Origin of the sequence: Novosphingobium sp. (assembly GCF_037133355.1) — a bacterium.
In the GTDB taxonomy this organism is placed as follows: domain Bacteria; phylum Pseudomonadota; class Alphaproteobacteria; order Sphingomonadales; family Sphingomonadaceae; genus Novosphingobium.
In genome coordinates, this window is the sequence record NZ_JBAXOI010000014.1 from 27,369 (window position 1) to 39,737 (window position 12,369).

General features: G+C 67.0%; 11 protein-coding genes. 6 read left to right on the plus strand and 5 right to left on the minus strand.

All coding sequences use genetic code 11. The annotated features are described in order from the left end of the window. Window positions 1-13: 13 nt before the first annotated feature. The 6 genes from WCL10_RS14055 (at window position 14) to WCL10_RS14080 (ending at window position 7,137) form a co-directional block, all read left to right on the plus strand. The gene (locus WCL10_RS14055) at window positions 14-1,420 is read left to right on the plus strand and encodes a cytosine permease (protein WP_336896291.1); all 1,407 of its coding nucleotides are present in this window, start codon (window positions 14-16) and stop codon (window positions 1,418-1,420) included. Continuing rightward, window positions 1,417-2,472: an alpha/beta hydrolase gene (locus WCL10_RS14060; protein ID WP_336896292.1), complete on the plus strand. Its 1,056-nt coding sequence runs from the start codon at window positions 1,417-1,419 to the stop codon at window positions 2,470-2,472. Before WCL10_RS14055 ends, WCL10_RS14060 begins: the two co-directional genes overlap by 4 nt. A gap of 81 nt (window positions 2,473-2,553) precedes the next feature. Continuing rightward, entirely contained in the window at window positions 2,554-3,126 is a 573-nt protein-coding gene (locus WCL10_RS14065; protein ID WP_336896293.1) for a thioesterase family protein, read from the plus strand. After that, on the plus strand, window positions 3,126-4,274 hold the full coding sequence (locus WCL10_RS14070) for an acyl-CoA dehydrogenase family protein (protein WP_336896294.1): 1,149 nt from the start codon (window positions 3,126-3,128) through the stop codon (window positions 4,272-4,274). Before WCL10_RS14065 ends, WCL10_RS14070 begins: the two co-directional genes overlap by 1 nt. Continuing rightward, window positions 4,271-6,361: an acetate--CoA ligase family protein gene (locus WCL10_RS14075; RefSeq protein WP_336896295.1), complete on the plus strand. Its 2,091-nt coding sequence runs from the start codon at window positions 4,271-4,273 to the stop codon at window positions 6,359-6,361. Before WCL10_RS14070 ends, WCL10_RS14075 begins: the two co-directional genes overlap by 4 nt. Next, window positions 6,358-7,137 (plus strand): enoyl-CoA hydratase-related protein, encoded by a 780-nt coding sequence (locus tag WCL10_RS14080; RefSeq protein WP_336896296.1) that lies wholly within the window; start codon window positions 6,358-6,360, stop codon window positions 7,135-7,137. The genes WCL10_RS14075 and WCL10_RS14080 overlap by 4 nt, the downstream gene beginning before the upstream one ends. Here the strand turns inward: WCL10_RS14080 and WCL10_RS14085 are convergent. The 5 genes from WCL10_RS14085 to WCL10_RS14105 form a co-directional block, all read right to left on the minus strand. Further along, on the minus strand, window positions 7,134-8,369 hold the full coding sequence (locus WCL10_RS14085; RefSeq protein ID WP_336896297.1) for an MFS transporter: 1,236 nt from the start codon (window positions 8,367-8,369) through the stop codon (window positions 7,134-7,136). The genes WCL10_RS14080 and WCL10_RS14085 overlap by 4 nt on opposite strands. Beyond that, window positions 8,359-9,117: an aldolase gene (locus WCL10_RS14090; RefSeq protein ID WP_336896298.1), complete on the minus strand. Its 759-nt coding sequence runs from the start codon at window positions 9,115-9,117 to the stop codon at window positions 8,359-8,361. Before WCL10_RS14090 ends, WCL10_RS14085 begins: the two co-directional genes overlap by 11 nt. Then, window positions 9,114-10,478 (minus strand): peptide MFS transporter, encoded by a 1,365-nt coding sequence (locus tag WCL10_RS14095; RefSeq protein ID WP_336896299.1) that lies wholly within the window; start codon window positions 10,476-10,478, stop codon window positions 9,114-9,116. The genes WCL10_RS14090 and WCL10_RS14095 overlap by 4 nt, the downstream gene beginning before the upstream one ends. 106 nt (window positions 10,479-10,584) lie before the next feature. After that, window positions 10,585-11,568 (minus strand): NADPH:quinone reductase, encoded by a 984-nt coding sequence (locus tag WCL10_RS14100; RefSeq protein ID WP_336896300.1) that lies wholly within the window; start codon window positions 11,566-11,568, stop codon window positions 10,585-10,587. After that, window positions 11,568-12,365 (minus strand): SDR family oxidoreductase, encoded by a 798-nt coding sequence (locus WCL10_RS14105; RefSeq protein WP_336896301.1) that lies wholly within the window; start codon window positions 12,363-12,365, stop codon window positions 11,568-11,570. Before WCL10_RS14105 ends, WCL10_RS14100 begins: the two co-directional genes overlap by 1 nt. Between the last annotated feature and the right edge of the window lie 4 nt (window positions 12,366-12,369).

A 12,369-nucleotide genomic window follows, 5' to 3' on the forward strand; every position in this document is an offset into this window, starting at 1 on the left:
AGAGTGACGCCGCATGGCCTTGGTTGAAACGCGCTCGATCGACTACATCCCGCTGGCCGAGCGCAAGGGCAAGGTGCGCGACCTCTGGCCGGTGTGGTTCATGGGCGACGCGCATCTGGCGACGCTCGCAACCGGCGCGATCAGCGTGGCGGGCGGGCTGGATCTCTTCTGGTCGAGCCTGGCAGTGATCGGCGGCTGTGTGCTCGGCACGGTGCTGATGGCGCTGCACTGCACGCAAGGGCCGCATCTGGGCCTGCCGCAGATGATCCAGTCCCGGCCCCAGTTCGGTTACATCGGCGCGCTGCTCGTGTGGATCGTGGCGCTCTTTACCTACATCGGTTTCAACGCGCTCAACCAGTCGCTCGCGGCGAGCACATTGAAGGAGCTTGTCGGGCTGCCGGAAGTGCCTGCCATTGTGGGCTTTGCTGTGCTGGCGGCCTTTGTCGCAGGGGTGGGCTATGACCTGATCCACAAGGCGCAGCGGGTGCTCGCCTATGTGATGATAGCGGCGCTGGCGGTCTATACGCTGGGCTTTTTCCTGACGGTCGATCTGGGCGCGATGCTCCGGCCCGGGGAATTCAAGCCGACCCTGTTCCTCGTCCAGTTCTTCGCGGCCGCAGGCTATCAGCTCAGCTGGTCGATCTACGTCTCCGATTACTCGCGCTATCTGCCGCGCGAAGTGGGGATCCGCGCCTCGTTCCTCTGGACGTTCTGCGGAGCGTTCATCGGCGGGGCATGGATGATGCTGGTGGGGGCCTTTGCGGGCGCGGCCTTTGCCGATCCCGATATCGTGGTGGCGCTGCGGCGCAGTGCGGATGCCATGTTTGGCGGTTTTGGCTGGCTCATGCTGGTGAGCAGCTTTGGCGGGCTGATCACGATCACTTCGCTCAATCTCTACGGCTCCTCGCTCACGCTGCTGAGCGTGATCGACAGCCTGCGGCCGATCCGGCTGGGCGTGGCCCCGCGCATGGCGGCGCTGGCGGTGGTATTTGCCGCCTCGCTGTCGCTCTCGCTGGCGATGAGCGGAAACGTGCTCCACAGCTTCGAGGCTTTCCTCGGCGTGCTGGTCTACCTCTTTACACCGTGGACCGCGATCAACCTTGCCGACTTCTTCTTCGTGCGGAAGGGGCGCTATTCGATCCGTGCAATGTTCATGGCGGACGGCATCTATGGCCGGTGGAACGGGCGCGGACTGACCGCCTATGTGGTGGGTTTTGCCGCGATGATCCCCTTCTTCAAGACCGAGCTTTATGTGGGGCCAGTGGCGCAGGCGCTCGGCGGAGCGGACATCTCGATGCTGGTGGGGCTGCCGGTTTCGGCGCTGACTTACCTTGCGCTGTGCCGCAATCTTGATCTTGCGGCGGAGTTTGCAAGGATTCCTGAACTCGACCGCGATCTTGAAACGGAGCCGGTGCGATGATGCGGCGCGGGCTCGCGGCGGCCTTGCTGACAATTGCGGCGCCGACCGGCGCCGAACCCATCGCCTTTCCGGACCATTTCGATTCCATCGGCACGCCGCTGCAGAGCCTCAAGACCCGCGAGGGCCGCACGGTGCATTTCACCGATACCGGCGAGGCGGGCTGGACTCCGATGCTGTTCATCGGCGGGGTCGGCACAAGCGCGCGGGCGCCGGAGCTTGTGGCATTCCTCGATACCTTGCGCCGGCGGCTCAAGGTGCGGATCGTGGCGGTGGAGCGCAACGGTCTGGGCGATACGGCTTACGATCCGGCGTGGACCTTTGCCGACTACACCAGCGAAGTGCGGCAAGTGCTGGAGCACCTTGGCATCGGGCGCTTTGCGCTGGTCGCGATTTCCGGCGGCGGGGCCTATGCCGGTCATGTCGCGGCGGCCATGCCGGAGCGGGTGACCTCGTGGCACATGCTGGCGGCGATTGCCTCGGCCCCAGCGGGCAATCCCGTCTGCACCGCCGATCCGGCCGCGCTGGAGGCGGGGCTGGCGAAGCAGGTCGGCACGCCGCGCGTGTTCTGGGACATGCCGGCGGACGGCGTATCGGCCAGGGTGCCAGGCTTTACCGACCGGACCGCGGACGAAGGCGCGCACGCGTTCTTTATCGCTGGACAACACGGGGATGCGCGGGGCGTGGCGCGCGAATACCGGCGGTTCTGCGATGCGCCGGCGGCGGTCTCGGCCTTTCCCGCGCCGGCGTTCTTCTATTACGGCGAGGCAGATCCGCTCGTGCCGCCCGCGCAAGGCGAGTTCTGGGCCGGAAAGGTGGCGGGCAAGGTCACCTTCCGGCGCTATCCCGGCGAGGGGCACGATGTGCAGTACCGGCACTGGGACCAGCTGCTGCTCGATGTCGCGGGGCATGGCGGGGAGACGCTGGTCTGCTCGCACGGGCGGGCGCGGCAGGTGCCGGGGGTGATCGCTCCGGCGCGGCTGGCGGCAGGGCAGACCTTGGGCATTTGCGCCTGGCAGGCGGGCAGCCCAAAGCGTGGTAATGCCGGGGATTAGATTTTCGGATGGCCGCGCGGGGGCCGCTTGCCAAGGGAGAGGCTTTGCCGTCTCACCGGTAGGCCAAGGCGAGGATCGGACATGACGGCGGACAACAGTTTCGAAGAGGCCGGACATGGCCTGCGTACACCGCTCGAGGGCATGGCGGCCGAACCCTTTCAGCCCGGCGAGACGATTGCCGCGCCGCTGCGGCTGATCCGTCCGACCGTGCCGCGTGAGTGGGTCGACTACAACGGGCACATGAGCGAATCGTGCTATCTGCTCGTGTTCGGCGATCAATCGGACGCATTCTTCCGCAAGATCGGCATCGACGAGGCCTACCGCGCCGGGGGGCATTCGCTGTTCACCGTGCAGACGATGATCTTCAACCTGGCCGAGGCGCATCTGGGCGATCCGCTCGACTTGTCGATCCAGCTGATCGATGCGGACGAGAAGCGGCTGCATATCTTCCACGCCATGCACAACGCCGATACCGGCGTACTGCTGGCGACGGGCGAGCAGATGCTGGTGCATGTCGACATGACCGCGGGCCGCTCCGCACCCATGCCGCCCGAACTGCACGCGCGCGTGCACGCCGTGCTTGCCGCTCACGCCGGGCTCGATCGCCCGAGCCAGGTCGGCCGCTCCATCGGAATCAGACGGGAACCCAAGTGATGCATTTCGAACTCTCATCCGAACAGCAGATGCTGGTCGAGACGGTCCGCCGCTTTGTCGAGACCGAACTCTATCCGCATGAGAAACTGGTCGAGGATACCGACAGCGTGCCCGCAGAGCTGGCCGAGGAAATCCGCGCCAAGTCCAAGGCGCTGGGGCTCTATGCCGTCAACATGCCCGCCGAACTGGGCGGCGGCGGGCTGGGTACGTTCGACACCACGCTCATGGAGCGCGAACTGGGCCGCGCCAGCTACGGCCTGCAAATGATGATCGCGCGGCCGAGCAATATCCTGCGCGGATGCGAGGGAACCCAGATCGAGGAATACCTGCTCCCGACGATCCGCGGCGAGCGGCACGATTGCCTCGCCATGACCGAGCCCGACGCGGGATCGGATGTCCGCTCGATGCGCACGTTCGCGCGCCGCGAAGGCGATGATTTCGTGATCAACGGGACCAAGCATTTCATCAGCCATGCCGATGTGGCGGATTTCGTGATCCTGTGCGCCGCGACCGGTGAGGCGGGCGGCAAGAAAACGATCAGCTGCTTCCTGGTCGATTTCGACACCCCCGGCCTGACGCGGCGGCGGGGGCCCAAATGCGTGTCGCACCGGGGCTATCACCAGTGCGAGCTGATCTTCGAGGATTGCCGCGTGCCGGCCTCCAGCCTCCTGGGCGAGCTCGACAAGGGCTTCGAGCTGATGGGGCAGTGGCTGGGTTCAACGCGCTTGCAGGTGGCGACCACTTCGGTCGGGCGCGGACAGCGCGTGCTGGAAATGGCGACGCAGTGGGCCGCGACGCGCAAGCAGTTCGGGCAGGCCATCGGCAAGTTTCAGGGCACCGGCTTCAAGCTTGCAGACATGAAGACCGAGCTGGAAGCGGCCGAACTCCTCACCTTCCGCGCCGCGTGGAAGGACGATCAGGGCACGATGACCGATACCGATGCGGCCATGGCCAAGCTGTTTGCCTCCGAAGCGCTGGCGCGGGTGACCGACAATGCGCTGCAGATCTTCGGCGGGATGGGGCTGATGGACGAACTCCCCATCGAGCGCTTCTGGCGCGACGCGCGGGTCGAGCGGATCTGGGACGGGACGAGCGAGATCCAGCGCCATATCATCAGCCGCGCGCTGCTGCGTCCGCTGGAGGCATGAGCCCGGAAACGCTTGCTGGTGGCCGCCTGGCCCGCCTGCTGCGCCCGCGCAGCCTGGCGATTGTGGGCGGCAAGGCGGCCGAGGAAGCGGTGCGTCAGTGCGTCGCGCTGGGCTTTCCCGGGCCGATCTGGCCGGTGAACCCCAGACGCGAGACGATGGGCGGCCTGCCCTGCTTTGCCGAAATGGCCGCCCTGCCCGAGGCTCCCGACGCGGTGTTCCTCGCCGCGCCGGGCCCTGCAACCATCGCGCTGGCGGGAGAGTTGGCCGGCGCGGGCGGGGCGATCTGCTATGCGGCGGATTTTGCCGAGAGCGGCGACGAGGGGCGCGAGCGGCAAGCCGAACTGCTGGCCGCCGCCGGGGGCGTGCCGCTGATCGGCCCCAATTGCTACGGCATGCTCAATCTGTTCGACCGGGTGGCGCTGTGGCCGGATCAGCACGGCTGCCTGCCGATAGACGCAGGCCGGGGCGTTGCGATCATCAGCCAGAGCGGCAATCTGGCGCTCAACTTCACGATGCAGACGCGCGGGTTGCCGATTGGCTACGTGATCTCGGTCGGCAACTGCGCGGATGTGACGCCGGCGGACCTGATCGAGGCGCTGATTGCGGACAAGCGGGTGAGCGCCATTGGCCTGCATCTGGAAGGGCTGGGCTCGGTCGCGCGGTTTTCCGAAGCCTGCCTGGCCGCGCGTGCGGCGGGGGTGCCGCTGGTCGCGCTCAAGACGGGGGCTTCGGCCAAGGGCGCGGCGCTGACGCTCTCGCACACAAGTTCGCTCGCGGGGGCGGACGCGCTGACCGACGCGCTGTTCGCGCGCTACGGCGTAGCGCGGGCGCATGATCCGGCAAGCTTTATCGAGACCTTGAAGCTGCTGCACGTGGCGGGCCCCTTGCGCGGGCGGCGGATCACGAGCGCGAGCTGTTCGGGGGGCGAGGCCTCGCTCACCGCCGATCTCGCGGAGCGGGTCGGGCTGGAGACGCCAGACTTTCCGCCAGCGGTTCAGGCCGAGCTTGAGGCGGTGCTGGGCCCGCGTGTCAATGTCGCCAATCCGCTTGATTACCACACCTATATCTGGGGCGACGAGGCGGCGCAGACGGCGTGCTTTGCCGGGATGCTGGGTGCGGATTTCGAAGCCTCGCTGCTGATCCTCGACTTTCCGCGATCAGACCGCTGTACCGGGGCGGACTGGGACGTGACGATTGCCGCGTTTCTTGCGGCGGCGCGGGCCGTTCCGGCGGCATCGGGCACGGTCCGGATCGTGGCGAGCGCCTTGGCCGAGAACATGCCCGAGGCGACTGCCGCCAGCCTGATCGCGCAAGGGATCGTACCGGCAGGAGGGCTTGCCGAGGCGCTGCGCGCGGTGGCCGCCGCTGCGAGCATTGGCGAGGTCTGGGCTCAGCCAGCTTCCCCTGCCCTGCCCGAGCCGGTCCCCGCCGTGGCGAGCGAGCCCGTGACCTGGGACGAGGTACGCAGCAAGGCGGCGCTTGCCGGGTTTGGCGTGCCGGTGCCGCGCGGGCGGCTGGTCACGCTGGCCGAGCTCGGTGATGAAGCCTGCGCGCTGCCTGCGCCGTTTCCGCTTGTGCTGAAGGCCGTAGGCGCTGAGCTGGCGCACAAGACCGAGGTGGGCGGCGTGGCGCTTGGCCTTGCCAGCCGCGATGCCTTGATCGGCGCCGCGCAAGGCATGGCGGAGCTCAGTGATACATTCCTGATCGAGGAAATGGCGCGGGGGGCGGTTGCCGAATTGATCGTGGGCATCGCGCGCGATCCGCAGTTCGGGCTGTTCATGACGATCGGCGCGGGCGGTATCTTCGTCGAACTGCTGCGCCAGACCGAACAGGTCCTGCTGCCAGCGAGCCGCGAGGATATCGCGGCGGCGCTGGGGCGGCTGCCGCTTTACCGCGTGCTTGCGGGATACCGGGGCCGCGCAGGCTGCGACATAGGCGCGCTGATCGATGCCATCGCCGGCGTAGCGGCCTTTGCCATGGCGCACGGCGACCGGCTCGAAGAGCTGGACGTCAATCCGCTGCTCGCCCTGCCGCAAGGGGCCATGGCAGTCGATGCGCTGATCCGGATGAGGGAGACTTTGCCATGAGTGCCGTCACGCTTGAACGCCGCGCCGGGGTGCTGATCATCACCCTCAACCGGCCCAAGGCCAATGCCATCGATGTGGCGACCAGCAATGAGCTCTACGCCGCGTTCAAGGCGTTGGACGAGGAGCCCGCGCTGAGAGTGGGGATCATCACGGGCACCGGGCGGTTCTTCTCGGCCGGGTGGGACTTGGGCGCTGCGAATGACGGCGAGGCGGTCGATGCCGATCATGGGCCGGGTGGCTTTGCCGGGCTGACCGAGTTTTTCAGCCTGACCAAGCCGGTCATCGCGGCGGTGAACGGCCTTGCGGTGGGCGGCGGCTTCGAGCTGGCGCTGGCGGCGGACCTGATCGTTGCGAGCACCGCCGCGAAGTTCTGGCTGCCCGAGGCGCAGCTCGGCATGCTCCCGGATTCGGGCGGGCTGCTGCGGCTTCCGAAGGCCATTCCGGCGCGACTGGCGCGCGAGATGATCCTCACCGGGCGGCGCATCGATGCGGCGGAAGCGGCGGCGCTGCGCCTTGTCAGCCGCGTGGTGGAGCCGGAGGCGCTGCTGGACGCCGCGCTGGAACTCGCCGAAACCATCGCGCGCTCGGCACCGCTGGCGATTGCGGCGGCGCGGGATATTCTGAGGGCGACCGAGGGGATCGAGGTCGAGCAAGGGTACAAGGTGATGCGCGGCGGAGCGATCCCTTCGTACCGCGCAATGCTGGATTCAGACGATGCGCTGGAAGGCCCGCGCGCCTTTGCCGAGGGGCGTTCGCCGGAATGGAAGGGGCGCTAGGCCGCCTCCCAATCCACCGGCTCGACCTTGGGCAGGATGGCGACCCACCCGATCAGGCCGAGCACATTGACAAGCCCCGCCAGCAGGAACGCGGCGCCATAGGACCCTCCCCCCGCATCGATCAGCACACCTGCAAAGAACACGCCGATGATACCCGGCATGTTGCCCATCATGTTCTGCACCCCCACCCAGCGCGCAGCGGCGGATGGGCCGCCCATGATCTGCGGGATCATGAAGTAGGCCGGCGAGGAGAAGCCTAGGAAAATCTCGTAGACAAACAGCAGCGCGATGCACGCCCCGATCGGCATGAACGGCATCGCCAGCATGCAGCCCAGCCCCGCCAGATGCGCGGCGGCCAGAGGGGCCTTGAGCGTTATCGAGGGGGACCAGCCGCGCTGGATCGCCTTGTCGAAAGCCCAGCCGGCAAAAAGCGCGGCGAGCGCGTTGACGAGGTAGGCGCTGGAGACGACCGTCGCCATGTGCTCCTTCGAAAAGCCGCGCTGCATTTCGAGGTACATCGGCAGGTAGCCGAGGATGAAGTACCAGTTCCAGTTGCCCGCGAAGTGGCCGAGCGAGGCGCCCCACAAGGCTCGCCGCCCAAGTATCTGGCGCATGGTGACAGCCTTGCGGGCGTAGTTTTCGGCGGGCTTTGCTTCCTGGATGCGTACCCGGCTCCACGGCAGGAGCCAAAGCATCGATACCGCACCGAACAGGATGAACGTCGGCCGCCAGCCCCAGTGCGCCATCAGCATGCCGCCGATCAGCGTACCCGCCGCCGGGCCGACGAGATAGCCGAAGCCGATCACGCCGTTGGCCAGGCCCATCTGCGCCTTGGGCACATTGCTGGCGATGATCTTCGAGGTGGTGGTAAAGGCCACGCTTTCCCCCACGCCGAGCATCATGCGCAGCACGAAAAGGCCGTAAAAACCTTCGACAAAGCCGGTCAGCAGGGTCGATACCGACCAGAGCAGCGCGCCCAGCGCGAGCACCATCTTGCCACCGATCCGGTCCGACAAGGCGCCGGCAGGCAGCTGACAGAAAGCATAGGCGAAGTAGAAGCCCGCCGCGAGCGCACCATAGGCAGTGGCCGAAAGGTGGAGATCGGCGCGGATCTGGGTGGCCCCGGTCGCGAGATTGCCGCGGTCGATGTAGTTGATGAAGAGGCTGAGCGCCATGAGGCCGACGAGGACGAGCGGTGCCGTCGTCCGGATCGTGCGGGCTTCATTCGGCATAGTCGGGCTCCCGGCGATCAAGCATGCGTTTGAGCGCGGCGAAATGGAGTTCGATGCGATCGAGCCCCTCGACTTCGGCGGAGGTGGTGTATTGCTCGACCGTATGGCTGAGGACAGGTTCGGGCACACTGCGCAAAGGGTACCCGGTGGACTGCGCAAGGATCTGCACCATCGCCGCCCGTTCGAAGAAATACAGTGTGTTGAAGGCTTCGGCGACGCTCTTGCCGGTCACCGCGACGCCGTGGTTGCGCAGAAGGAGCACGGTCTTCTCGCCCAGCGCGGCGGCCATGCGGCGGCCTTCGTTGCTGTCGAGCGCAAAGCCCGCATAGTCGCAGAGTGCCACAAGGCCGGCAAAGCCGATGGCGTTCTGGCTTGCCATGAGAAGCTCGGGTTCCTCGAGCAGGCTGAGCGCGGTGGCATAGGGCATGTGCGTGTGCATCACGCAGCGCGCATCGGGGCGCGCGGCATGCAAGGGAGCGTGGATGTGGAAAGCAGTGTCCTCGACCGGCCCCTCCCCTGCCAGCTTGGCGCCGGCAAAATCGACCACGAGGAAATCGCGCGCGCGGATTTCGGACCAGTGGAGGCCGAAGGGCGCAAGGAGAAAGCGGTCTGTATGGCCGGGGAGCAGGAGGGTGAAGTGGTTGTCGATACCTTCGTGGTAGCCGTAATGGACCGCAAGGCGGTGCGCGGCGGCAAGATCGACGCGCGCCTGCCACTCGGCCGCACTGCAAGTCTGCGGCGTGGTCAAGCCTTGACCTCCGGCTTCCCGTCAAGCTCTGCGCTCAGCACCTTGCGCAGCAGCAGGATCACGGTGGCACCGACCGCGCCGATGGCCGCGTCCATGGTCCAGAACATCGTGGGTGTCATCGCGTCGAAGTAGCTGCCGACCCACCCCGCCGTGACATGCGCGGCGAAAGGCGAGAGGAACGCCACGCCCATCAGCGTCGATGCAACGCGCGGCGGCGCGGCCTTGCTGACGATCGCCATCGTCGTCGGCCAATAGTACATCCAGCCGAGCCCCATGATCAGCCAGCCGGCGATGGCCCAGACCGCACCGATGCTGTGCTCGGTCGTGACACCAAGGTTGGAAAAGGCGAAGAGCAGAGCCGCAGCGGACACGATCGCGGTACCGAGCCCCTGCTTGGTCACGTTGCTCGGCTCGCTCCCGCGCCGCGCCTGCCATCCCCACAGCGCTACCAGGACGGGTGCGAAGAGCACCGAACCCAGCGAGTCCATCCCGGCAAACCAGCTGGAAGGCACGGTTCCCAGCGGCGTCGCGAGGTTGACCCATTGGTCGACCCACAGGATGCCGATGCTCCACACCATCGGATACGTGATCTCGGCCGGGAAGGTGAGCGCGATGACCAGCAGCAGCACCGCGACGCGGCGGCGTTCGGCCGGGGTGAGCGGCGGCGCCTTTTCGCGCTGGGCGGCCACGGGCTTGACGTCGGCGAGGTGCTTCTGGCCGAGAATGTAGCCCGCCATCGCCACCAGCATGAGCACGGCGGAAACGGCAAAGCCCGCGTGCCAGCCCCAGATCGCGGCGACAAGGCCCGACACCACCGGACCGAAGGCGGCGCCGATGCAGATGCCCGTTGAAAAGATCGTGTAGCCGCGCGAGCGGCGCGATTCATCCTCGCGCGGATAGAGCGCGCCAACCTGCGCGGAGATATTGCCCTTGAGGAAGCCCGACCCCATGATCAGCAGCACCAGCGCGAGCACGAAAGTCGAGTAGAACGACATCGCCGCATGGCCCGCACTCATCAGCACCACGCCGATCAGCACAGTGCGCTTGGCGCCGAGCAGCCGGTCTGCCACCCAGCCGCCGATGAGCGGGGTGAAATAGACGAGGCCCGCATACCAGCCATAGATAATCGAGGCGAAGGCCAGATCGCTCATCGCGCCGTTGAATTCGAGCCCGTGGCGAAGCGGCACAAGCCCGAACACCTGCGCGGAATGCTGGGGCAGAAGCTCCTTCACCATATAGAGCGAGAGCAGCGCCGACATCCCGTAGAACGAGAAGCGCTCCCACATCTCGGTGAAGGCAAGATAGTAGAGCCCCTTGGGATGGCCGGCGAATTGTTCGAACTGCTGCTCTTCGGCCGCCATCACTTGGACCCACCCCTTTCCCGCGCGCATCGGTTCACGCGCGCGGCATGTCGAGGGATGGGCGAAAGGCCCGCCCCCAGTCAATCACCAAACTCAATTGCGAAACTCAATCAATCATGATCACGGCATTGCCGATCATATGGCCGGATTCGACCGCCTCATGGGCCCTTGCGCTGTCCGCTAGATCGAAACGCGCCGCAATCGCGTGGCTGAGCGCGCCTTCTTCCAGCGCGGCGGTAAGCCGGGTGATCATCTGCGCGCGCTCCTGCGCCGTAAGCAGGTAGACCAGGAGCATGCGCAGCGTGGTGTGGCGGAACATCAGCGGATAGAACGGCAGCTTGGGCTCGCCATCGGCCATTGAGCCATAAGAGGCGATAACCCCACCCTCGCCCAGCACGGCCATGGTCACGGGCAGGTTGCCGCCGAACTCCACTTCGACCACGCGGTCGACGGGCTGGCCGGAGTTGGCAGAAAGGATCGCGTTAGCGACATCGCCTTCGCGGTAGTTCACCACCGCATGCGCGCCCGCCGCTTCGGCCGCAGCAGCCTTTTGAGGCCCGCTCACCGTGGCAATCACGCGCGCCCCGCCCCAGCGGGCGAGCTGGATCGCATAGTGGCCGACCGCGCCCGCTCCGCCGGTAACCAGCACCGTCTGCCCGGTAACATCGCCGTCGGCGAACACGGCGTGGCATGCAGTCGAAGCCGGAATGCCGAGGCAGGCGCCGGCCTCGAAGCTGGTGCCATCAGGCAGGGCCACAGCCTGCGCCTCGGGCAGGCAGATCATCTCGGCGCACGTGCCGAACGGCCGCCGCCAGGCCGCATTCCACACCCAGACCCGCGTCCCGATGCGCGAAAGCGGCACGCCTTCGCCCACCGCATCGATCTCGCCCGCGCCGTCCGAATGGGGGATCACGCGCGGGAAGGCGATGGGGCTGCGCAGACCTGCGCGGGTCTTGACGTCCGACGGGTTGACCCCGGAGGCGTGCAAGCGAACGCGGACCTCGCCAGGGCCCGGCTGCGGATCGTCCATCTCGCCAAGTTGCAGGACACGGGGCGCGGGCCCGGTTTCCTCGTACCAGACAGCGCGCATCAGGCCTCCATATCAAGTGACAACGATTCGGTATGGCCATCGATGGCGATGGCCTGGCCGGATATCCGCGCACCCGCGGGCGACATCAGATAGCGGACCATGGCAGTCACATCCTCGCTTGTCGCAAAAGTGCGCAGCGAGGTCTGGCGTTTGTACTCGCGCTCGACCTCGGCGACCGTGAGCCCGCGCTCGGCGGCATCGGCGGCGATTACCCGGTCGATCCGGGGGCCTTCGACGCTGCCCGGGCAGATCGCATTGGCGCGGATGCCTTCGGGGCCAAGCTCCATCGCCAGCGTCTTGGTGAGGCCGATGAGCGCCCATTTGCTGGCGACGTAGGGCCCGCGCAAGGGGCAGCCGAAGAGCCCGGCGGTCGAGCTCATGGTGATGATCGCCGAACCCGGCGCGCGGCGGCGCAGCAGCGGGATCGCGCCGCGCGTCATGAAGAACATGCCATTGAGATTGACATCGATCGCGGCGCGCCAGCCATCAATCGGCTGGTCCTCGAACCGCGCGGTGGGCCCGGCGATCCCGGCATTGTTGACAAGGAGGTCGATGCCGGAAAGGCCCCGCGCGGCAAGATCGCTTTCCACCCAGGCCAGAAAAGCCTCGACCGAGGCGGCATCGGCGACATCGCACGGCCTTGCGGCAAAGCTCTCGTCCGGCGCGCCCAATGCCGCGAGCGCGGCCTCGTCGCGGTCGCCGATATAGACCCGCCAGCCTTCGCCGCGCAGCGCCTCGGCGATGGCAAGGCCGATGCCGCTGGCTGCGGCGGAGATGATCGCAATGCGCCTGTCCATCGCC